We start from the raw sequence: 21,997 nt of genomic DNA on the forward strand, positions 1-21,997 counted from the left end.
CAGATGCGTCTTACCCGGCTCACAGCCTCCCGGATTCGCTGAAAAGAAAACGTCTGTCTGGTACTCATTCAACTGCTGGTTAAAAGCTTTCGAATAAATAAGAAAGACGACCCTAAGGCCGCCCCATTCGAAAGCGGGTGACGGGAATCGGACCCGCGACGCAAGCTTGGGAAGCTTGAATTTTACCACTAAACTACACCCGCACAACACAGAAAAGTATAGCATACCATCTGTGAGTTGTCATTATTTTTTTGCAAATAAATTCAAAAGAACTTCAGAAAACTAGTTTTTATCCGCTACATTTCCTGTAATCTTAGCAGCTGACTTCCGTACAACTGCCCGGTTGTTCATATCGCCAACCGCTGTCTTGTCCTTAGGGTCATAGTCCCGGATCTCGACTAAAACTGAATTATCATACACTTTGGTGACTTCTCCCGTGAAATTATGCTCCAGGGGGCCAAACTTCTTGGCCGCGATGATATCGCCAATCTTGATCTCTGTTTCTTCAGCCATGGTTCGTCGCTCCTTTCATATGCAAATAACTATTATAGTCATGTTTCCCGGTCATAGCAAGTAAAGCCTTCCCACTTCGCAATCAAATTGTAAGGTGTTTGAAACAAAAGCCAAAAGCCGAATGACTTTTTTTGAACGTTAACGTTGGCTCGCAAAACCCGATTGAATTCACCAATTCACCCGAATTATCAGTCGGTCACAGCGAGTTTCCGAACAACTTGTAATGTTACATAACCTTGTAAACCATATCCATCTCACTATAAATACGTTATACTTTAGGCGTTGCGTTACAACGTTTTTTATTCAATTGGGAGTAATTTCACAGGAGGAGAAGATAATATGAAAAAATGGCAACGATGGGCTGTTCGGGGAATGGCCCTCACTGCGGGGTGCTTAGGCCTCTTCTGGTCAAGCACGACCGCCAGTGCCAACTCAATCAACACCTACATCGCTAATCAACAGTACGCGACGCCGAAGATCACGACCAACATCTGGCCGACCTTCCCGCAATATGGTTACCGAAATGGCAAGCCTGAGGGAGTCGTGGTCCATGAAACAGCCAACCCTAACTCAACCATTTATGGCGAAATCAATTATATGAAGAATAATTATAACTCCGCATTTGTTCACACTTTTGTGGATGCAAGTAGCATTATTAACGTGGCGAATACCAAGTATCTCTGCTGGGGTGCCGGTCCAATTGCCAACCAACGCTACGTGCAGTTTGAACAGGTGGAAGTTCACTCCAAGGCAGCCTTTGCTTCAGAGTTAAACAATGCCTCGTACTACACGGCTTACATTTTGAAAAAATATGGTCTGACGCCTAAGCGTTACACCACGGTGCTTTCTCACCATGACGTTTCCACTAACCTGGGGGGCACTAACCATACCGATCCCGACGGTTACTGGTCTACTAACGCCAAGTCCTACTTTGGCACAACCTACAACATGACGGACTTCTTAGCCTTAGTAAAGACCCAATATGCCGCCTTGGGTGGCAGCGTTGATACCACCACGGACACGACCAATACGACTGACACCACGGATACGTCAACGGACCATACCACAACGACCCCTAAGAAAAAGACGGTCACCTATTACCACGGTAGCAATAATGAAACAGCTACCCTGGCACAGAATTACACGAACTGGTCCGTCTACAACCACATTAAAGGCACTAGTGGTGCCTACAAGATCGGTTGGAGTCGTCTCTACTCTGATCACCGTGGCACCAAGGTTTACGTTGACAGCCGCGGCGTCAAAAAAGGCGGCTGGAGTGGCACTTGGTACCGCATTCGTTTCAGTAAGAATGCAACGACTAAGTACTGGGTCTACAGCAAAGTGCTGAACTTCCCGAAAGTCACCTACAGCGATGCTAGTGGCACGGTTACGTTAAACAACGCAAAGAACTACGCCATGTACAACCACGTCTTGAACTCGAACTATCTGTCCAAGACCACGGCACATACGCAAGACTTTGCAAGTGGCACGACCGTCAAGATCAACAAGGCCGGTTACAAAGCTAGCGACAAGTCTTCCTGGTACCGGGTCACGCTAAGTGGCAAGAGTTATTGGTTGAAAGCAAACAGTGTTAACGGTAACGCTTAATATGTCTTTCTCAAGGGTCTGGGTCAAACGCTCAGGCCCTTGTTGTCTCTTCAAGCTTATATCCGCCGACAGGTAGCTACTACCTGTTGCGTCACTCTCTCAAAAGGAGCTAATCGTATGGGTAAAATTCAATTCTACGGAGCCACGTCACTTGATGGCTACCTCGCAACTACGGATAACAATATTGATTGGCTAACTGGGTTAAACGGCATCCCCGCAGACGTGGGCGCCCAAACCTTGTCACAGATGACCAGTGCCATCATGGGCCGGGTCACCTACGACTACGTTGCCCAATTTGCCCCCAACGCCCCCTTCAATCCACAGAATCCCCAGATGCACAGCTACGTCATGACTCACGCCAACCGCGAAGACACGCCACAGGTCACCTTTACCGCTGGTTCAGTCACAGAGTTAGCAAGTCACCTACGCTTGAACCCAGGCAACGTCTGGGTTGTCGGCGGTCAGCAGATTCTGACACCACTACTCGAAGCTGATTTAATCGATGAACTTTACCTGCAAGTGGCCCCGATTCTGCTCGGGCAAGGGAAACGCCTCTTTGGTGACCTGACTACGACGCACCAATTTGAATTGATGGCTGTTCACCAGTACGGTCCCCTCGCTGAAATGGTCTTTCGCCAGGGAAATTAATTCCGCCACCACGCTGAGTATGGTACGCTTAGACTATTGAGTAAGTAAGGGAGCGGTTTTTTATGTGGCTGGCACTACACTTTTGGACGTGGATCATCCTAACGATTCTAGTAATTTTAGGATTGACTCGCCATTCCGAGAAACGCATCACGCAATTTCTGCTCATCGCAAGAATTGCCTACCTTGTTATGATTATCAGTGGGGTCGTTTTAAGTATCCGGACATTTGTTCACGCCCCCTTCCTCATCGGCCTGAAGTTTCTCCTAGGCATTGCAACGATTGCCCTAATTGAAATTAGCTTTGGTCGTAAAATGGAACGGGACACGCCCCACATCGTCTACTGGATTTTAGGGGTTGTTGCCTTGATTACCGTTGGCCTAGGACTCACTTTAGCGTTTAAATAAACTGCCTGCTGAGAACCTCCGCTATATTGACGATTTCATTTAGACAAAAATTTCAAGAAAAAAACGCCTGGGATTAGTTCCTAGGCGTTTTTAGCATCTCAAGAGGCATCAAGGTTGAAAGTTCTAAAACCGTTATCAAGCCAAGAATCGTAAAGCGTTATAGACTTAAATTTAGCCTCACCCAGCCACCTGCGGCGGTCAGAGATTCCGCCTGCTGTGGGGAACGCCTACGGCCTGAAAAGCGGTCCTTCGGCTCGGTTTGAAGCCTGGAAAAACCACCAGTCTTCAAACACGTCCCACGCTGTAAGCCGAAAATCGGCTAACACCGTCGACACAGCTGGCTCCACCTCTGACCGCCTCCGGTTAAACGGGTTCCTAGAACTAAGCTAGCTTACATGCCTGAATGACAGTACCTAATTCAGTATTATTGGAGCACCACTAGGTAGCCGAGAGTGAGTCAAATTTGGACTCAGCCGTGGGATTTTCAAGTGATTTTCTTGAAAATGGCGCCTTGAAGACGTGCTTTGCGGCTTCAAGCGAGGGTCAAGACCGCCCTTTGGCTTGTCCCGTCCTGCCCACCGCGTTCCAGTCCAAATTTGGCGAACGGTAAGGCGACAATTTGCCACCAGAACCGGATTGCCCGCAACCAACGACGTGCATTGCGATAATTCACGATTTTCTATGAAGGTAGCTGAATTGCCCGCTCCAAAATTTTGTAAATATCCTCTGGCCGATCAGCTGTCTGCAATTCTGCGTACAGCCCGGCATCCTGCAGTAAAGCTAACAATTGGCTCAAGGCGTGGACGTGAGCGTCCCGGTCCACCGGTGCCAGGCCAAAGACAATGGCCAGCTGACGCCGCTGGCCTTGCGCAACTAAAGTAGTCGGTTGCTTCAGGAGCAATAGCGACATCCCCAAACTATTCACGCCGTCCTCTGGCTTAGCATGAGCCAACATGACACCATCTTTGATCATCATGTACGGCCCCTTGTCCAAGGTAATGCCGACAATTCGGTCAGCGTACATCGGCTGGACCGTCCCGTCGATTTGCAAAGGAACCAGCGACTCGTGCACTGCTGCTTGCCAATCCAATTTTTCTGTCGCAATCTGAATCCGCTCCGGTGTAATCAGGTCTGCCAACGACGGTCGACTGTTCTTCGCTACAGTCGTTTCCACCGGTGTTTTTTGGAAGTAATCCCGTAAACTCGCTGTCAGTCCGTTAAAATCATCCACCCTGGCATAATCCGTAATAATATCGAGAACCGCGTGCACCAGCTTCGTTTCCTGTGAATTGTCCAATAAGCCTAGTTGCCGAAATTCCTGGCTCAACCGCTGAAAATCACTCGAAGTTGGAATGGCCTGGACCCACAGGGTCGGTACGTCTACTGGCGCCTGCAATTTAGCCGTGGTCAGCACCAATTTAGGGGTCCCCTGGGTCAAATCAATTTTCTGAAACTCTTCTAAACTTACCGGTTGGGAGAAGCTGATATCGGGGTAGCGGGCCGATAACTGTTGATACAATAGCAGACTGGTTCCCACCCCACTAGTGCAGACCAGGATGACGTCCGGCTGCTTCTCCGATTCCAACCAATCCGGTGAGAGCCGTTTGACCTCACCACCAAAGTACACCGCAATCAGTGCCAACTCATCGCTGGAAACTGGCGCGTGCAAGAATTCCTCAAACGGTTTCAACGCGTACTTGGTCAGGTTCATTAAGTAACTGTACTCCAGCTTTACATCCGTGAGGTTGGCGTGGTGGTATTGCACATTGTACTTAATTCGAAAGTACGTCGAGTACAAGTGTGTCGCCAGCGCTTCTAAAAATTTATCAGTCACCATATCGATTCCCGATACAGAACTAAACCGCCGCGCCACCTTCTGCGTGGTCGTCAACAATTCCTTGGCAAAGCGGTCATCATCATTAACTTGTTGCAACTGACCGGCTAGTAATAACTCCCGCAAACTCCCAACCTCTCCGGGCGTCACCCGTCCGTAGCGTGACAACAGGTCCTCACACCATTGGCTGAACCGATCTAGCGGATAATTGTTGACCGTCGTCAATGCACGATCTGCCGTCTGGAGCCGATTCAGCAGCCAGGCAGTATACCAGATCAGTGTTTGGGCAGCATCCCCCGTGTAATAGTTGCCGGTATCCGCCTGCAACTGGGTCAATCGCTCAGTCAGCATCTGAATGTGGGGCAACTTCTGAATTTTATGAATAATCAGTAAGTTTTGCTGAGCCAGCTGGCGATAGACCCACCGGCGTTGCATCACTTCGCTACCAGCTAGCGCCTTGCCATGACTCGTATTAATAATCTCCGTGTCCACCGGCAACAATGTAGGCAGCGCTCGCAGATCCTTGATGATGGTATTTTTGGAGACGTTTAACCGCTCTGACAGGTTCACCAGCGACAAATGGGCGTCCTGCTGGACCAAGTACCAGATAATCATTTGCCGCCGCTCAGCCACGTTTAACAGGGGCTGTGCTTCGGACTGGTCGTGCTGCTGTAACTCGTCCAACGTGGACTGCGTCAAAAAGTAGCCTCCCTGTGACAGACGTTGCACATCATCCAAATCCAGCGATTTCAGCGTGGCGTTGACCTGCTTCAGCCAGTAAAACACGCTGCGCCGGGAGAGGCCCATCTTATCCTCCAAATCGGCCACGGTTTTATATTTCTTACCCTCAGCCAAAATGGAAACTAATAGATTAATTTGTCCTTTCTTACTAATATTCAGCATAGCATTACCTCAACACTCTCTCTCAACTCAAGCGACGAACATCAACGTTGATCTGGCATAATCACTTATCACCGGCCAGCCCAACACTTACGAAACCACCCAGCGGGAGTCGAACCCGCCAGATAGTTGACCCATGTGACCTAATTAGTCTTGATTGTACCACGCCATGCGGGCAATCAAACTATGAAGCACCATCAAAATGGTCCTAAAAACACTAAACGCATGATGCCAATTTCCTTGGCAACCATGCTGTTTAGTGAAACATTATTCTTTTAGTGCTTCCCGCTCGTGGTTAAGCCTGAAGGTGCTTTTCCACAAGGGCCTTGACCTCTTCGTTGGTCTGACAAGTGGTGATAGCTTCATCAACAACTTGGGCCCAATCAGTCGTATCAAGGTGTTTCATTTGGCTCCGAACACGGAGAACAGACGTGGCACTCATTGAATATTCATCCAAGCCCATCCCCATCAGTAATGGAACCGCAACCTGATCGCCAGCCATTTCGCCACACATCGCCGCAATCTTGCCTTCCTTATGAGCGGCATCGATCACATTCTTGATCAACCGCAACAAGGCTGGATTGTAAGGCTGGTAGAGGTAGGAAACGTGTTCGTTCCCCCGGTCAGCAGCAAAGGTATATTGAATCAAATCGTTGGTCCCAATGCTAAAGAAGTCAACTTCCTTAGCAAATTGGTCAGCGAAGACGGCGGAGGCCGGAATTTCAACCATCATCCCGAGCTTAATGTCATCCGCAACGGGAACCCCGTCGGCAACCAACTTGGCCTTTTCCTCAGAGAAGACTTGCTTGGCTGCGCGGAATTCATCCAACGTCGCAATCATTGGGAACATGATCCGAATCTCACCGTAATGGGAGGCCCGAATCAAGGCCCGTAGCTGCGTTCTGAAGATTTCTTGCCGGTCCAATGAAATCCGGATTGCCCGGTAACCCAAGAATGGGTTCATTTCTTCGGGAAGTGGCAAGTATGGCAAGTGTTTGTCCCCACCAATATCCATGGTCCGAATAACCACTGGCTTACCGTGCATGGCCTCAGCGACCTTCTTGTAAGCTTCAAACTGATCATCTTCGGATGGTAACTTGTCACTGTTCATGTAAAGGAATTCCGTCCGGAACAAGCCAACTGCTTCGGCCCCGGCATCAACAACGGCGTCGATGTCGTCGGGCGTTCCGATGTTAGCCGCAACCTCAAAATGTTTGCCGTCTTTGGAGACGGACGCAGCATCTTTGAGTTTCCGCCATTCGGCACGTTCCGCAGCGTATTGCTTGGCTTGTTCCTGATATTGGGCAATCTCATCCGCATCGGGGGCAACTAAGGCAAAGCCATCCAACCCGTTCAAGACCAACGTATCGCCATCTTGTACCGTCTGAGTTGCTTGCTCAGTGCCGACGACCGCTGGGATTTCCAACGTGCGTGACATGATGGCCGAATGACTCGTCCGACCACCTAAATCAGTCAGAAACCCCTTCACGTAATTCGTGTCCATCTGAGCCGTGTCAGAAGGCGTCAAATCATGCGCAATCACGATTACTGGTTCGTTGATCAAGGCCGGGTTAGGAAGCGACTTGCCTAACAAATGACTCATGACCCGCTTGGTAACGTCCTTGACGTCAGCCGCCCGTTCTTGCATGTATTTGTTATCCGTCATTCCTTCGAAGATGGTGATGAATTGGTCAGTGACCTCTTTCAAAGCCTCTTCAGCATTAATCTTTTGACTCTTAATGAGCTCCTCAATCTGAGAAGTCATTTCAGGGTCAGCCAGAATCGTCATGTGGGCGTCAAACACCTCGGCTTCACTTTCGCCTAAGTTTTCAGCCGCCTTGTCCCGGATAACTTTTAAATCATCCGTAGAATCACTCATGGCCTGTTCGAGACGCTTAATTTCAGCATCAGCGTCAGTAATCGACTTCTTTTCAAAACTCAAATCTGGATCTACTAAGCGGTAGGCCTTGGCGATACCAATACCGTCACTTGCCGCAATACCCGTAATTCTCTTTGACATGTAATCCTTCACCTCAAATGCTTATTCCGACTTCTTCCATAATTCTTCGTACTTTTTAACGATTATATCCGTGTTAAAGCCGAACTTTTCGATGATTTCAGGACCCTTACCACTCAAACCAAAGGTATCCACACCGATATTGGCGCCGTTCAAGCCGGTGTACTTACCCCAGCCAAACGTACTGTCCATTTCGATAGAGATTCGCTTATCAACTTGTGGTGGTAAGACAGAGTTCTTGTATTCCTCACTTTGTTGCTCAAAGAGTTCGAAGCTAGGAATAGAAACAACGGAAACATCGTATTGCTTTTCACGTAACTTAGCTTGCGCCTTCAAGGCCAACTGCACTTCAGAACCAGTGGCAATCAAAATACCATCGGAAGCTTCACTCTTAGCGGGTGAAACAACGTAACCACCACGGGCAACGTCTTCTGGATGTGTTTGTTCCAGCAATGGCAACCCTTGACGGGAAAGAACCAGGACAGTTGGCTTGTCAGTCGTTTCAGCAATCGTCTGCCAAGCGCCCAAAGTTTCGTGGGCATCGGCTGGCCGAATAACGTTGACGTTTGGAATTGCCCGTAAGCCAGCTAATTGTTCGATTGGCTCATGAGTTGGGCCATCTTCCCCAACCGCAATGGAATCATGCGTGAAGACGAAGGTCACAGGTAAACCTTGTAAGGCAGCTAAACGAATAGCGGCTTTCATGTAATCTGAGAATGTGAAGAAGGTACTCCCAAAGACCCGTGAACCACCATGTAAAGTCATCCCGTTCAAAGCAGCGGCTTCACCAAATTCACGCACACCGAACCAAACGTTGTCGTTGGCAGGACTCTCGGGACTAAAGCGCCCTTCATCCTTCAACTGCGTCTTGTTGCTGGAAGACAAGTCAGCAGCACCACCCCAGAAGTTCGGGTTGTACTTAGCAACTTGTTGCAAGATTTCTGAGTTGGTGACCCGCGTAGCAACTTCCTTGCCAATCGTTTCGTCACTCAGCTTAACCTGGCTCATGTCCAACTTAGGACCCACTTCTGGGGTAAATTCGGCAGCCAGCTTAGGTTCGTTGCGTTGGTAATTCGTGTAGAGTTCCGTCCATTCATGGTGAGCGGCTTGCCCACGTTCTTCAATCCCTTGCTTGAATTCAGCATAGGCATCTTCGGAAACGGAGAATGGCGTTTGACTCCAGTGATAGAATTCCTTGGTCTTCTTGATGTTTTCAGCACCTAAGGCTGCACCGTGGACTTTGTTAGTCCCTGCTTGTGGTGAGCCATGGCCAATTTGTGTTTTAACTTCAATAATCGTTGGTTGTGTTGCCCGCTTAGCTTCGTTAATGGCGTTGTTGATGGCTGTTAAGTCTTCCCCGTCTTCGACGAAGAGGTAATTCCAGCCAGCACCCTTGAAACGGTAGCTTTGTGTTTCAACAGAACCGTTAGCCAACGGTCCATCCAACGTAATGTCGTTTGAATCGTAGAGCACGATCAATTTGTTCAATTTTTCCTTACCAGCGATGTTGATGGCTTCTTGACTGATACCTTCCATCAAGTCCCCATCACCAACAATGCTGTAAGTCCAGTGATCGATCAAGTCGTAATCTGTGGTGTTGTACTTAGCTGCTAAATGCTTCTCAGCTAAAGCCATCCCCACAGCCATACCAATCCCTTGGCCCAGTGGACCAGTCGTTGCATCAACGCCTGGTGTGTGACCATATTCGGGATGACCTGGCGTTAATGAACCAGTCTGCCGAAATTGCTTCAAATCATCCAGCTTAACGGCGTACCCACTCATGTGAAGTAAGCTGTAAAGCAGTGCTGAACCATGACCTGCTGAGAGAACGAATCGGTCGCGGTTAATCCAGTTTGGACGCTTTGGGTCAGTTTTCATGTGGTAGTTCCATAAAACATAAGCCATGGGTGCTGCATCCAAGCACAGACCTGGGTGCCCTGACTTAGCCTTTTCAATCATGTCCACACTCAACATTCTCAAAGAATTGACAGCTAATTCGTCTTTCTCTGTGAAGTTCGCTTGAACTTCACTTGTGCCTGTATTTGTCATTAACGATTACTCCTTATCCATGGACCAAAATTTTGAAAAGTTGTGACTCAAGGTCATGTTAACCTTCAGCCTTGACACCATCTTTCTTATCTCCCTTAAGGAAGAAGGACCAGATGATAACGACGACAGTAAAGCCAATGATACCCGTGATAACAGCAGCTTCACCGTAGTGACCCAAGTTACCAAGTAAGATACCAGGTACCAAGTAGTCGGTGTCGGCGAAAGTTGAAGCAGCCAACTTCAAGCCACCCAGAACAGGCAGGATGAGTAATGGCAACCAACTGATCAGCAGACTGTTAACAGCGGAACCAATGATGGCACCACGACGGCCACCAGTAGCGTTACCGTAAATCCCAGCGGCACCCCCACAGAAGAAGTGACCAACAACACCAGGAATGATAACCGTGGTTCCCATACCGATCATAGCGAACATACTCAATGTCCCAACGATAAAGCTGACGAAGAACCCAATCAGTAAAGCGTTTGGTGCGTATGGGAAGATGATTGGTACATCCAAGGCTGGCTTGGCGTTTGGAACCAATTTCGTAGCGATCCCTTGGAAGGCTGGTACAATTTCACCCAAGATCATCCGAACACCGGCTAAAACAACGTAGAAACCAGCGGCGAAAGTCCCGGCTTGTGTAAGCGCATAAACTAAGAAGTTAGTTCCTGAACTCAACTTGGTTTCGATAAAATGTGGACCTGAAACTAGAGCTAAAACTAAGTAAACAATTGCCATAACTAAAGTAATAGAAACCGTTGAATCCCGTAAGAAACTTAAACCCTTAGGAACGTTGATGTCTTCGGTAGACTTCTTAGAGTTACCGAACCACTTACCCATCAAACCGGCAGTTGCGTAACCAATGTTACCGGTATGTCCCATGGCAACCGCGTCACCACCAGTAATCTTACGCATGAATGGTTGACACAAAGCAGGCGTTACCGTTAACAAAGTCCCTTCAAACAACCCACCTAAGAGAATCGTGGTTGCACCGGACTTCATCCCAGTGGAAATCAGGATAACGGCGGTTAAACAAGAAACGTATAGCATAGCTTGACCAGTTAAGAAGATGTACTTAAACTTCGTGAACCGTGCCAAGAGAACGTTTACAATCATACCGACAAACATGATCAAAGCGGTCGTCGTCCCATACTGTTGCAACGCAATGGCCACAACGGCTTCGTTAGAAGGAACGACCCCTTGAACGTGTAAGGCGAACTTAAACATTGACGCAAACGGTGTCAATGAAGCTTGCAAGATACCAGCACCACCGGTCAGAACTAAGAACCCAACGAAGGTCTTAACAGTTCCTTCCATGATTTTGGTACCAGGCTTCTTTTGCAGTGCCAGCCCTAGACAGGCGATTAAACCAACTAGGATGGCAGGCGTACTAACGATAGAAACAATAAAATTAATAGTTGCTTGCATAATTGCTATTCCTCCAATCAAACGTTATAAACACTAATCGTGCTTAATGCCTTCTCTGTCGAGCAATTCATTGAGCTTTACAGTTAATTCGTCCTTGTCGATGATACTCTTCAAAACGAATACTTTTTCCTGAGGCATGTCTGAAGCTTGTTCTGCCAAATCGCTACCTAAGAAGAAGTAGTCGGCAGCGTTTACATTCATACCACCAGTATCAAAGTGGGTAACTTCGATGTTATCCGTGTCAACGTTCTCAGCCTTGAGAACGCTATCAATATTCATTTGAATCATGAAGCTGGAACCTAAACCTGATTGGCATACCGCTGCAATTTTCATTATTATTCCACTCCTTTGAATTCGTTAACCAGTTCTTCAACAGTCGTTGCATTTTCCATTCTGGCAAAGCTGTCAGCATCTTGAAGCTTCGTTGCTAATTCTTGTAGCGCTTCCAAATGCTTGGTGTTATCACTTGCTGCCAGAACGAAGAACAACGTAATCGGATGTTCATCACTGACCAAATTGATAGCCGGATCGACCTTCATCAGTGCCATGCCCATTTCGTTGACCCCATTTTCGGGACGCGCGTGAGCTAAAGCAATGTGGGGGCCAATGTTGATGAATGGACCATTCTTCTCAACAACATCAATCATTGCATCAACGTAGGATTGTTCAACCTTCCCTGTAGTTAACAGGGGCGTTGCTGCTTGTTGAATTGCCTCCTTCCAATCAAGATCGCCGGCCTGTCGTACCTGGACAGTATCGGGTGTCAATAACGTTTCTAACATTCTAGTCAACCTCCGCTTCTTAAGACACCTCATACTTTAAACCGTACGGTAAGCGTTTCCAAGTGCAACTAATGCACACGCTATCAGTGCAAGAAGTGCACTCTTTCACTTATGCTTACATCACAAGGATAGCAAAAAACGGGCCTTCTCTGCAAGAGAAAGCCCGCTTTTATGCGATTATTCCTGAACTTGTTGACTTGTGAACGATGATTAATTTAGGGGTCACCCCCGGTTAAAAACCACCCGATTTGGCTGGTAACTGCGCTAACAGCCGCCAGCCAGTTATCAAGAATCCGTTAGTTTCGCTAAAAAACTAGGCTTCTTGACGACTCTTCATTGCCATTTCAATGGTCCGGTCAACTAAGACGGATTGACCATCAACAACTGGTAATTCGGTTTCAGGTTCACGTTCTTGAGCTAATGATAATTCGGTGCAGCCTAAGATAACAATGTCAGCCCCTTGATCTTCAATCATTTCACGAATGATGTGGTGGAATAATTTAGCATCAACAGTATCCTTTTCCTTGATGTCATCGTAGATCAGTTGCATGGTTTCTGCTTCGATTTCTTTCGTAGGCAGAACGGGGGTCAACCCAGCCTTATTAATTTCATCTTCATAAACCTTGTCAGTAATGGTCCCCTGCGTCCCAGTGATCCCAATCTTCTTGGCATTAGGGAAGCGACGTTGAACTTCTTTGACCGTTTCACGAGGCATGTGCAGGATAGGAACATCCGTAGCAGCCTGTAATTCGTCGTAGAAATAGTGGGCCGTGTTGCAAGGTAAAGTGAAGAATTCAGGGCCAAATTGCGCTTGTTGACGAATATCTTCTAACAAGTCAACTGATGGGTTAGGCTTGCTGTGATCCAGAATGTAAGCCGTGCGGTCAGGCACAGTGGCATGGTTTACCAGAACATAATCTAAATATTCTTGATCCGCATGTGCAGGAGTCCGCTTGTTCAACAGATGAATGTAACTTTCTGTAGCCATGGTACCCATACCGCCGAGAATCGTAAAGAATTTTTTCATGATTATTACCCCTTATTTTCTGCAAAGTATTTTTTGAAGTTAACTGTGTAATTATGTTGCATCCATTGGATCAACGCCCAGCGCTTCAGGTTCATATCTTCGTCATACCGATAAGTAGTGCCGTATTTACCAGCGGCAATCAGTTTCAAAGCACGATCTTTGTCCGCATTTTCACGGGTGTACTGCTTGAAGACTTTGACAGGAACACCCATCCATAGAGCATGGGTCTTCTCGTCTTTGTTAGCCCGAACCGTTGGCGCATCAACTAATTCACCCTTAACATAATCCTTCACGACCCAATCAGCCAAGTTATACCCGGCTAAGGTCACGAAGAAACTACTCCGACCCTGACGCAAGTTGATATCAAACAACTTAAAGGTCTGATCACGGTCATCATACTTCATATCGAAGTTTGCATAACCAGTGAATTCAATGGATTCAAGGAATTTCTGAATTTGATCATAGATGGTGTCATTGTATTCAGGAATAATCGCAACGTAATTTCCGATAGCTGATGGTGCGGGATCTTCCAATAATGGATGACCCAAACACATCATCTTCACATGATGGTGTTGGTCAACGTAAGCGTTAACCACACGCATCCGACTGTCATCCCCTGGAATGAAGTCTTGCAAAATCATTTCAGAGGTATAACCAGCGTTATAAGCCTTCTTCAGGATGTCCCGGAATTCAGCTTCGGATTGAATCCGGTAAGCTTTCTTCCGACCATCAAAGTGGATGTCCAACCATTCAACACTGTTAGCAGGCTTTAAAGCCACTGGGTAGTCGAATGGTTGATCAACGGGCTTGTCGCCCTCGACATCAGCCTTCGTAATGATCCGCGTAGCTGGGTATGGCAAGCCATACTTTTCGCAGACATCGTAGAAGCTCCGCTTTTCACTCAAGGTGATCAAAAGGTCGTGATCAATGTATGGGCAGATGAAGACATCTTCAAGTTCAGCCTTGTGACGACTGATCAGATCGGCATACCCATCCCCACAACCAATTAAAATAACGGGTTCTGGATGGTTGGCGTACCGTTCCTTCAGTTTCCGCATGGATTCGATCCAAACGGGATCTTCGTCAAAACCTGGAATTAATTCCAAGTTGACCACCTTCGTGTAACGCGTTGGCGCTAACTGAATGCTGGCAAAGGCTTGAACAGGTTCATGGTAGAGTTCGTAGAATGACCGAGCCATCCCATAAACGTTGAAGTCACTACCTAAGAGAATCGGGGTGAATTTTTTTCCATCTTTGGTTTCCATAACGAGTAAAGTCCCTTCGTGATAACTAGATTTTAATGACTGATAACCTGAATTAAATACGTGCTAAGCCCCTAGGCTTCCCGTGAAGAATCCCGTCAGAACAGGATTCTTCACCACGTCAATAATTAAACACATTATAAAATAGGCGTCGCAGATACAATAAAAACTGCCAGTAAAGCTCTACCGGCAGTTTTTCATCGTGATTAGCAAACCGTTGCCGGTGCTTGGTCTATTAAACTTGTGTGCGGCGAACTAGGTCCACCGTCTTAGCCGTCGTATCTTCTGGGAAGTAAACTTCATACCAGAGAATGAACGTGTAAATCGTAAAGATCTTTTGCATGCTAGACTTACCGTTGATGTGTTCGTGAAGAATGTCCATCAAGGCATCCGTGTTAAAGAACTTGTGAGCTACGTCGGAATTGAACGCTTCAATGATTCGAGACTTGTAAGGTTCCGTCTTGATCCACGTTGCGATTGGTGATGGGAAGCCCATCTTTTCCTTCTTAGCAACCCGTTCTGGTAACTCTGCCTCAGCGGCAGTCCGCAGTGAAATCTTCGTTTCATCGGGACGAATCCGCGTTTTAACTGGCATAGTAGCGGCAAACTTTGCCACTTCTTTATCAACTAATGGTGTCCGCACTTCCAGCGAGTTCGCCATACTCATGCGGTCAGCCTTGTGCAAAATATCAAAAGGCAACCACGTGTTGATATCAAAGTACTGCATTTGCGTCATTTCATCCAAGCCCTTAACGTCGTCAAAGAAGTGCTTGGTGTAAGCACCAGCATCTTGGTTGAGACTTGGGTTCTTCAGAATCTTGTTCCGATCATGGTAGTCAAAGACGTAGTTGACCCGGTAGTAGCGTTCACTCAGTGGTTGCGCACCACGGACCAGGAACCGCCGACCATGGAACCGAGGGAACTTTTCAGCGATACCACCCAGCATCTTCCGAATCCCCTTAGGAACCCACTTCTGGTAACGTTCGAATGGAATAGCTTCCAGGTAGGTGTTGTACCCACCAAAGAATTCATCGGCACCTTCACCAGATAAGGCCACCTTCACGGACTCACGGGTCCCCTTCGACAAGTAATACAATTGCATAGCGGAAGGGTTAGATAATGGTTCATCCATGTAATACATGATGGTTGGCAAGATATCAAAGTAATCATCACCGGTCATGTACAGTGGCGTGTTCTTTTGCTTGATTTCCTTAGCGAATTCTGAGGACCAGCTCAATTCACTGTACTTAGAATTCTTAAACCCTAAGGAGAAGGATTGAATTGGTTGTAACTTAGAAGCTTCGTTTAAGACATAGGAAGAATCGATCCCACTGGATAGGAAACTCCCAACTTCAACGTCGGCAATCATATGCGTCTTAACAGATTCATCGACGATGCCGCGAATCTTCTTAGCATCTTCTTCTATCGTTTGGCTATTATCGATATGATCATAGCTAAACTTGAAGTAACGGTGCGTTTCAGTTTCACCATTGGCATGGTGCAAGAAGTATTGACCAGGTAAGACCTTGTATACATTCTTAAACATGGTCTCACGTGAAGGAATGAACTCAAAACTCAAGTGAATTGGTAAGAGTGCTTCGTTGAATTCCTTCTTAAAGTTAGGATGTTCCAGGAACGACTTGATTTCTGAGCCCCACATGAATGACTCACCGTCATCGTAGTAGTAAAGGGGCTTGATACCAAAGTGATCCCGGGCACCAAAGACTTCATTTTTAACTTGATCGTAGATAACGAAGGCGTACATCCCCCGTAACCGATCCAACAACTTAGGACCCCAAGCGTCGTATCCGTGAATCAGAACTTCTGAGTCCACGTCCGTTTGGAACTTGTAACCAAGCTTCAATAATTCTTCCCGAATTTCTTGGTAGTTATAAATTTCACCATTAAAGGTTAAAACTTTCGTTTGATCATTGTTATACATGGGTTGCTTACCATGCGCCAAGTCAATAATTGACAGACGCCGGAAACCCATTACGGCTTGTTCATCATGGAAGTAGGCCTCATCATCGGGCCCTCGGTGTTTGATCCGATCCGCCATATCATTAATTGTTGTGGTCGGAACGTCCTTTTGATTAACATAGCCAACGAATCCACACATGTGCGTATCCCCTTTTTCATACGTAAAATCTTACGACTTAATTAGTTGTTCATTAAACTTAAATAATTCACAATTCCCATTTTAGCAAATTTAATTTGTGAATACCATATTATTAAGGATTCTTAAGGGATAGCTATTGATTCCTTATTCTGGCGCTACGACAGCCAGTTCATCAGCGTCTGTCACCCGAACTTGACGCCGACCAATCGTTTCGATTACCCCATCAGTGGTTAATTGCCGCAATTTTCTGCTCAATGACTCTGGCGTCATGCCCAAATAGGCAGCCAAATCCTGCTTACTCATCGGGAGGTCGAACGTCCCCGTCTGATGGCCGCTCAGCTCCTGCAGGTAACCTGCGAGCCGGGGCAATGCATCTGGGATAGCCAACAACGTTGCCTGCCGCTCAGCCGACTTTAGACGGTCTGCGAGGGCGCCCAATAAGTTCATCGAGAGTTCTGGCATTCCCGCAATCAGCTTGGTCAGTGACTGGCGGGAAATCGTGCAAAGCTCTGTCTGCTTGGTCGCTTCAGCGTAAGACGCATGAATTTCATCAGTGAATAAGGCAATCTCGCCAATAAAGTCGCCAGGATTCAGGACCCGCAAGACTTGTTCACGACCATCATCTCCTAAATGATACAGACGAACTTGACCAGTGTTGACGATGTATAGGGTCTGAGACACTTCCCCCGTACTGAAGACAGCTCCGCCCTTATCCGCATGAATCGGTCGCGTGACCTGGGCAACGGAAATCAGTTGTTCATCGGCTAAACGCTGAAAAATAGGCACCTGTGAGACACATTCTAATTCCCGTTCAATCGAATGTTCATGCTGGTGTGCGTGGTCCATGACGACATCTCCCTTTCCTAAATAACCGGTGAAGCCACCATCCCAGTGGCCTCACCATCATTATACTCATAATAGCAAACTAAATCGGGTAACCGGTGAAATCCGCTCAACAATCTCATCTATGCTATAGTGATAAATGTTGAAGACTTTTGACTGCCAATTGAACTTGTATTAACAACATTAGTGTTTTCTTCCGCCTTACCGGCCGCCAGATATGGGCTGGAACGGTGCGGACGCAACTTGAAGCCTCGAAAGATCCGAGTCTCCAAGCTTGGTCTTCTGCTAAGCCAGTAGGCAAAACACCTACTGACCAAGCAGAACGACGCGCCTGAGCCCATATCTGGCGACCTCTCGACTTACACAGTATCCTGTTGACGCTTTGAACATAGAATCCGTTATCTGTTAGTTTGTGCAGACTGACGCGCGTAAAATTTTACAGCAACTAGCATGTTAACAGTAATCAAAGCAGCAGATACTAGAAATGTAGCCAGCCACACAGATTGAAGTGTCCTCACATTCCTAACTTTTGACGCACAACCAAATTAGCAGTACTGAGGCTTTCTAATACTAGATTGGGGCAAGAAATTTATCTTTCAACCTTTCAGATTAACTAGCCGATTTTGTTAGAAAATGTCCAGTAAAGTAACCACCTGGGCTAATTTAAATTGTATTATCATGTAAGTCGCTAAAACTTAATTACCTTTAAGGAGGAATTCTATGAACCGCCACACCCACCAAGCCTGCACCTCATTTTTAGCTGGCAAGCTGGCCACCATTGATGGCAGCACCCTCATTGCCCGTAACGAAGATAATTTCGTCGCCATTTGGCCCAAACGAGCCCTGAAACATGCTGCCGGTACGGCTAGTGACTCAGACTTCATTTCTAAAAATAATGGGTTTCACACCCTGCTTCCAACTCACAGCTTTGCCTACACCTCCATGCCCGACACGGATCCCAGCGAAGGCTACTATGAAGAGAGCGGCATCAACGACCAGAACGTGGCCATGAGCGCCACCGAGAGTGCCTATACTAATAGCCACGTCCTTGGCATCGACCCGTTGGTCACCGACGGCATTGCCGAAGACGCCATGTTGACGGTCGTGCTCCCCTACGTTGACTCTGCCCGAGCTGGGATTCAACGACTGGGTGACCTGATCACTGCCAATGGTGCAGCTGAAACTAACGGTGTCCTCTTCAGTGATACCGAGGAGGTCTGGTACATGGAAATCGTCAGCGGTCATCACTGGGTCGCACAACGCATCCCTGATGACGCCTACGCCGTGGTCGCTAACCAATTGGCCATTGAAGACGTCGATTTCACAAACGCCCAAAACTACATGACCTCGCCAGACATCCGCCACTTCGTTCAAGCTAACCGCCTGAATCCGGACGGTACCCGTTTCAACTCACGACACATCTTTGGCACGCACAACGCTGACGATGCACACTACAACACACCGCGCGTCTGGTACGGCCACAAGCTCTTCACGCCCAGTGCCTTTGAGGAACCCATCAGTATGGAGCTCCCCTTCATTCAACACGCTGAACATAAAATCAGTATCGAGGAGGTTGAAGCCTTCCTGGGATCTCATTACCAAGAAACACCATTCGATCCACTGGGTCACGGGACAGATGAGGAACGACATCGCTTCAGAGCTGTTGGACTAGCTCGCACGCAAAACTCTCACATTCTTCAGCTGCGCCGCCACGTTTCACCCCTTCTGACTGGCATTATTTGGCAGTGCTTGGGCAATCCTGCGTTCAGCCCCTACGTGCCATTCTACGCAGCTGGTGATCAACTTGGGACGGCTTGGTCGGCGAACAACACTGACTATAGCCCGACCAACCCTTACTGGGCAGCGAAATTGCTTGATGTTTTGAGCGAAGATCACTACCATCAAAACCGCAAGTTGCTCTCTGACTTTCAAAAGCAAACCCAGATTGCTGGCCTGCATCGGTTAACGCTGGGGGATGCTGCTGAGCAACCAACGTCTGCTACCCTAGGATCGTTCAACGCGGCCACTGCTGACGAACTAGCACAGGCTATCCACCAACAGACCGCTAAACTCGTTCAGGCCAACGCTGAGCAGTCCCAACTGACCTTCACGATGGACCAGAACTTGTAAATTGATATCGTTTTCAAGCTAAATGCGCTATAATGAAATCAGCAGATAGCTTCGAAAGGAATGATAACGATGGATGAAGTAGTATTATTCAACCCAGGCAATTCAATTGGTAACTTTCATGATTATCACGAAGCCGTGCAAACGGCCCAGATTTACCGTGATCGGCATCTTGATTCTGGCCACGTTTTAGTCGTTAAAAGCGAACACGGCGAACCTTCATTTGATATCTTTTTAGCTGAACAACAACTAAAAGACAAGAAGCAACCGTCAACGACGGAGCGCTACACGGTCTCGAAGAAACTTTAATTTAAACTATCAGGGCATCAACAGAATTGACTGTTGGTGCCCTTTTCTCTATTCATAGTTTCATATGGGATTGAATTGCTAAATTTAAACACTGATAACCGTTTGACTTCTCACTCGTTATCTCTCGCCACAAATAAGTCGACTTATAAATTCAGTGCCCTATTGGCTGATATTTTTGATATGCTTAACAATAGGACACCAGAATCAGTTTAGCTTGATTCATTACCCATTAAGCAAGGTATCAAGTCCATCATTTACTTACATAAGGAGACACTCACTCATGAACAAATGGCTTTCAACATTGTTTGCTGTCATCATCCTCTTCACTCTGACAGGCTGCACCAGTCAGGTGAAATCGGCCGGTAAGCCCAGTGCGACTAACCAAAGAATTGCCCGCAACGTAACCAAAAAGCTTGGCAATTCGGAGGTCACCGCTAAGGTCGAAACAGATGTTGTCGACAATCAATCTAAAAAGGACAAACGGGGCGACCAGCTCCCCCACCAACAGATTCAGGTCATCTTTAAAAATCGTGCCACCATCAAAAAGGTCGAAGCTGCCCGGACCAATCTGCAAAATAACAGTGCTACCAAGGCTGAAAAACGTTTGATTCGCAACTATCAACGCATCATTAGTGAGGCTGCGTTGCAATTAAAAGGCCATGACGTTCTGCTATTAGGTTACGCGGTCAAAACTTCCAACAGTATTGCTGTTATTGCTGAGTCCCGGAATGGCAAGGACATTGTCCCTGAGGTCGTCGTTTAAACATATTTTTCCTAAAAAACACAAAAAAAGTCGTTCGCTGAATAAATTCAACGAACGACTTTTTATCAGTTATTCATGATGCCCCATCAAGTGAATCGGTGCATTCTCGTACGTCCCTATGATTCTTACACAAAATTCCGCACAAACAGTATTCTGAGCAAAAGCAGCGTGTCATTATTCTAGTAAACTCCTTTAGCAGCAAGGACTACATGCCTCTGGATTTTATGCACGAATTTATGCACGCGCAGAATTTGCGCAAAGTCTTTTAATTTTCCTATGTTTTTTAATGGATACTGAAAAAGAAAAAGCCCGGTAAACGTTAGTCTACCGAGCTTCTTCTTTTTAGAAAATCTTCTAAATGTTACCAAAATGCCCCGAGCAGGATTCGAACCTGTACTTGGTCTCCCAAACAGCGACCTGAACGCTGCGCGTCTGCCAGTTCCGCCATCGGGGCAACTCAACAACAAATAATATATTACACTAAGTCTGTATAAAATGGAACCCCTTATTCAGATTTTTTTTGATTTGGAAATTTAACTGCCGTTCCGTAGCCGTGAACCACAATAAACTTAGGAGCGACGTTCATTTGCGCAATCTCGGTATTGAACCGCACCTCAATCAAACCATCCGCGCCCATTGTCTGAGCTTGCTTCATCAGATCCTGTTTCACCTCATCAAATAATCCATCAAACAGGGAAAATTCATCTGGTTTCTCCGACCGTAACATCGTGTGGGCCGTCGCCGTTAAAATTCCTTGAATTGCATGGGCCCGATTCAACCCACCAGTGGTCATAAACATTGTGTTTCCTCCTCTAATAAACGCCTTCTCAATTTTGTTGCCGGTAACGCTGGACGAACCGCCAACTTGCCGCACCAATCATAACGCCCAGGCAGTTGGTAATAACATCATTAATATCAACCCACCGTCCCAGACTGACCGCCCAATTACCAAGGGCCTGACCAGCTTCCAATGTCAGTCCCGTTGCGAAGCCAACCACAAACCACTGCCGCCAACGACTCTGGTAATGGTTTAATTGCCACAGCACGCCTTGAGGTACTGTCATCAAAATGTTCAGCCAAAACGAGGCGTCCATGCTAGCAGCCTGCAAAGGATGAATGACCCAGATTCCACCAAACCACCAGTGAGTTGTAATTTCACCAACGGTCCCCCCAAAGTTCAAGGCCACGGGCGTCCAGGTTAAGCTGGCTAGCCCCCAACAACCCAACCACCACAACGCCAGCCGATACTGTCGCCGTGAAATTGTCCGAAAAATCAAGCTAACCCAAATCAGGCTGACAACGCCATATGGTAGCCAACGATCCATACGCACCCTCCTCAATATTTATAGTATACCGACTTCTC

The 21,997-nt window shown here is 47.1% G+C and carries 19 protein-coding genes and 2 tRNA genes; 6 read left to right on the forward strand and 15 right to left on the reverse strand.

Translation table 11 applies throughout. The annotated features are described in order from the left end of the window. Positions 1-132: 132 nt before the first annotated feature. Together EKM87_RS08905 and EKM87_RS08910 are read right to left on the reverse strand one after the other, a co-directional pair. Positions 133-203 (reverse strand) — tRNA-Gly (locus EKM87_RS08905). Between the two features lie 79 nt (positions 204-282). After that, on the reverse strand, positions 283-513 hold the full coding sequence (locus EKM87_RS08910) for a DUF2187 family protein (protein WP_125683928.1): 231 nt from the start codon (positions 511-513) through the stop codon (positions 283-285). A 339-nt stretch (positions 514-852) separates the two neighbouring features. Here EKM87_RS08910 and EKM87_RS08915 point away from each other — a divergent pair, with 339 nt between their 5' ends. From EKM87_RS08915 to EKM87_RS08925, 3 genes are all read left to right on the forward strand, one after another. Then, a complete protein-coding gene (locus EKM87_RS08915; RefSeq protein WP_125683930.1) occupies positions 853-2,121 on the forward strand; it encodes a peptidoglycan recognition protein family protein in 1,269 nt (422 codons plus the stop codon). 117 nt (positions 2,122-2,238) lie between these two features. Next, the gene (locus tag EKM87_RS08920; protein ID WP_125683932.1) at positions 2,239-2,769 is read left to right on the forward strand and encodes a dihydrofolate reductase family protein; all 531 of its coding nucleotides are present in this window, start codon (positions 2,239-2,241) and stop codon (positions 2,767-2,769) included. Positions 2,770-2,831: 62 nt separating this feature from the next. After that, positions 2,832-3,173, forward strand: coding sequence for a DUF1516 family protein (locus tag EKM87_RS08925; RefSeq protein ID WP_125683934.1), 342 nt, complete (start codon positions 2,832-2,834; stop codon positions 3,171-3,173). Positions 3,174-3,852: 679 nt separating this feature from the next. Here EKM87_RS08925 and EKM87_RS08930 read toward each other — a convergent pair. The 10 genes from EKM87_RS08930 to EKM87_RS08975 form a co-directional block, all read right to left on the reverse strand. Beyond that, a complete protein-coding gene (locus tag EKM87_RS08930; RefSeq protein ID WP_125683936.1) occupies positions 3,853-5,910 on the reverse strand; it encodes a BglG family transcription antiterminator in 2,058 nt (685 codons plus the stop codon). 292 nt (positions 5,911-6,202) lie between these two features. Then, the gene (gene ptsP, locus EKM87_RS08935; protein ID WP_125683938.1) at positions 6,203-7,927 is read right to left on the reverse strand and encodes a phosphoenolpyruvate--protein phosphotransferase; all 1,725 of its coding nucleotides are present in this window, start codon (positions 7,925-7,927) and stop codon (positions 6,203-6,205) included. Positions 7,928-7,948: 21 nt separating this feature from the next. Next, positions 7,949-9,973, reverse strand: a complete 2,025-nt coding sequence (tkt, locus tag EKM87_RS08940) for a transketolase (RefSeq protein ID WP_125683940.1) — start codon at positions 9,971-9,973, stop codon at positions 7,949-7,951. Positions 9,974-10,031: 58 nt separating this feature from the next. Then, positions 10,032-11,402 (reverse strand): PTS ascorbate transporter subunit IIC, encoded by a 1,371-nt coding sequence (locus EKM87_RS08945; RefSeq protein WP_125683943.1) that lies wholly within the window; start codon positions 11,400-11,402, stop codon positions 10,032-10,034. A gap of 33 nt (positions 11,403-11,435) precedes the next feature. After that, positions 11,436-11,735 (reverse strand): PTS sugar transporter subunit IIB, encoded by a 300-nt coding sequence (locus EKM87_RS08950; protein WP_125683945.1) that lies wholly within the window; start codon positions 11,733-11,735, stop codon positions 11,436-11,438. 2 nt (positions 11,736-11,737) lie between these two features. Beyond that, positions 11,738-12,184 (reverse strand): PTS sugar transporter subunit IIA, encoded by a 447-nt coding sequence (locus EKM87_RS08955; RefSeq protein ID WP_164506468.1) that lies wholly within the window; start codon positions 12,182-12,184, stop codon positions 11,738-11,740. 313 nt (positions 12,185-12,497) lie between these two features. Next, positions 12,498-13,211, reverse strand: coding sequence for an aspartate/glutamate racemase family protein (locus EKM87_RS08960; RefSeq protein WP_125683949.1), 714 nt, complete (start codon positions 13,209-13,211; stop codon positions 12,498-12,500). Between the two features lie 5 nt (positions 13,212-13,216). After that, entirely contained in the window at positions 13,217-14,476 is a 1,260-nt protein-coding gene (locus EKM87_RS08965; RefSeq protein ID WP_125683950.1) for a carboxylate--amine ligase, read from the reverse strand. A gap of 232 nt (positions 14,477-14,708) precedes the next feature. Then, entirely contained in the window at positions 14,709-16,592 is a 1,884-nt protein-coding gene (gene asnB, locus EKM87_RS08970) for an asparagine synthase (glutamine-hydrolyzing) (protein ID WP_125683952.1), read from the reverse strand. Positions 16,593-16,736: 144 nt separating this feature from the next. Continuing rightward, positions 16,737-17,438, reverse strand: a complete 702-nt coding sequence (locus tag EKM87_RS08975) for a Crp/Fnr family transcriptional regulator (RefSeq protein ID WP_125683954.1) — start codon at positions 17,436-17,438, stop codon at positions 16,737-16,739. A 717-nt stretch (positions 17,439-18,155) separates the two neighbouring features. Here EKM87_RS08975 and EKM87_RS08980 point away from each other — a divergent pair. The 3 genes from EKM87_RS08980 (at position 18,156) to EKM87_RS08990 (ending at position 20,634) form a co-directional block, all read left to right on the forward strand. After that, positions 18,156-19,565, forward strand: coding sequence for a C69 family dipeptidase (locus EKM87_RS08980; protein ID WP_125683956.1), 1,410 nt, complete (start codon positions 18,156-18,158; stop codon positions 19,563-19,565). A 69-nt stretch (positions 19,566-19,634) separates the two neighbouring features. Further along, on the forward strand, positions 19,635-19,871 hold the full coding sequence (locus EKM87_RS08985; protein WP_125683958.1) for a hypothetical protein: 237 nt from the start codon (positions 19,635-19,637) through the stop codon (positions 19,869-19,871). A gap of 280 nt (positions 19,872-20,151) precedes the next feature. Next, a complete protein-coding gene (locus EKM87_RS08990) occupies positions 20,152-20,634 on the forward strand; it encodes a hypothetical protein (RefSeq protein WP_125683960.1) in 483 nt (160 codons plus the stop codon). 370 nt (positions 20,635-21,004) lie between these two features. Here EKM87_RS08990 and EKM87_RS08995 read toward each other — a convergent pair. The 3 genes from EKM87_RS08995 to EKM87_RS09005 form a co-directional block, all read right to left on the reverse strand. After that, positions 21,005-21,088 (reverse strand) — tRNA-Leu (locus EKM87_RS08995). 51 nt (positions 21,089-21,139) lie between these two features. Next, a complete protein-coding gene (locus EKM87_RS09000) occupies positions 21,140-21,433 on the reverse strand; it encodes a heavy metal-binding domain-containing protein (RefSeq protein WP_125683962.1) in 294 nt (97 codons plus the stop codon). Positions 21,434-21,461: 28 nt separating this feature from the next. Then, the gene (locus tag EKM87_RS09005) at positions 21,462-21,959 is read right to left on the reverse strand and encodes a VanZ family protein (protein WP_125683964.1); all 498 of its coding nucleotides are present in this window, start codon (positions 21,957-21,959) and stop codon (positions 21,462-21,464) included. Positions 21,960-21,997 lie beyond the last annotated feature (38 nt).

The sequence above is a fragment of the Levilactobacillus yonginensis genome (genome assembly GCF_003946265.1).
GTDB lineage: Bacteria > Bacillota > Bacilli > Lactobacillales > Lactobacillaceae > Levilactobacillus > Levilactobacillus yonginensis.

Excerpts from the sequence above, each read along its gene's own strand:
- EKM87_RS08910 (WP_125683928.1), bottom strand. The coding sequence starts at position 513 with ATGGCTGAAGAAACAGAGATCAAGATTGGCGATATCATCGCGGCCAAG.
- EKM87_RS08945 (WP_125683943.1), bottom strand. The coding sequence starts at position 11,402 with ATGCAAGCAACTATTAATTTTATTGTTTCTATCGTTAGTACGCCTGCC.
- EKM87_RS08960 (WP_125683949.1), bottom strand. The coding sequence starts at position 13,211 with ATGAAAAAATTCTTTACGATTCTCGGCGGTATGGGTACCATGGCTACA.
- EKM87_RS08930 (WP_125683936.1), bottom strand. The coding sequence starts at position 5,910 with ATGCTGAATATTAGTAAGAAAGGACAAATTAATCTATTAGTTTCCATT.
- tkt (WP_125683940.1), bottom strand. The coding sequence starts at position 9,973 with ATGACAAATACAGGCACAAGTGAAGTTCAAGCGAACTTCACAGAGAAA.
- EKM87_RS08925 (WP_125683934.1), top strand. The coding sequence starts at position 2,832 with ATGTGGCTGGCACTACACTTTTGGACGTGGATCATCCTAACGATTCTA.
- EKM87_RS08965 (WP_125683950.1), bottom strand. The coding sequence starts at position 14,476 with ATGGAAACCAAAGATGGAAAAAAATTCACCCCGATTCTCTTAGGTAGT.
- EKM87_RS09005 (WP_125683964.1), bottom strand. The coding sequence starts at position 21,959 with ATGGATCGTTGGCTACCATATGGCGTTGTCAGCCTGATTTGGGTTAGC.
- EKM87_RS08985 (WP_125683958.1), top strand. The coding sequence starts at position 19,635 with ATGGATGAAGTAGTATTATTCAACCCAGGCAATTCAATTGGTAACTTT.
- EKM87_RS08980 (WP_125683956.1), top strand. The coding sequence starts at position 18,156 with ATGAACCGCCACACCCACCAAGCCTGCACCTCATTTTTAGCTGGCAAG.
- EKM87_RS08915 (WP_125683930.1), top strand. The coding sequence starts at position 853 with ATGAAAAAATGGCAACGATGGGCTGTTCGGGGAATGGCCCTCACTGCG.
- EKM87_RS09000 (WP_125683962.1), bottom strand. The coding sequence starts at position 21,433 with ATGTTTATGACCACTGGTGGGTTGAATCGGGCCCATGCAATTCAAGGA.
- EKM87_RS08920 (WP_125683932.1), top strand. The coding sequence starts at position 2,239 with ATGGGTAAAATTCAATTCTACGGAGCCACGTCACTTGATGGCTACCTC.
- EKM87_RS08955 (WP_164506468.1), bottom strand. The coding sequence starts at position 12,184 with ATGTTAGAAACGTTATTGACACCCGATACTGTCCAGGTACGACAGGCC.
- EKM87_RS08950 (WP_125683945.1), bottom strand. The coding sequence starts at position 11,735 with ATGAAAATTGCAGCGGTATGCCAATCAGGTTTAGGTTCCAGCTTCATG.
- EKM87_RS08990 (WP_125683960.1), top strand. The coding sequence starts at position 20,152 with ATGAACAAATGGCTTTCAACATTGTTTGCTGTCATCATCCTCTTCACT.
- EKM87_RS08975 (WP_125683954.1), bottom strand. The coding sequence starts at position 17,438 with ATGGACCACGCACACCAGCATGAACATTCGATTGAACGGGAATTAGAA.
- asnB (WP_125683952.1), bottom strand. The coding sequence starts at position 16,592 with ATGTGTGGATTCGTTGGCTATGTTAATCAAAAGGACGTTCCGACCACA.
- ptsP (WP_125683938.1), bottom strand. The coding sequence starts at position 7,927 with ATGTCAAAGAGAATTACGGGTATTGCGGCAAGTGACGGTATTGGTATC.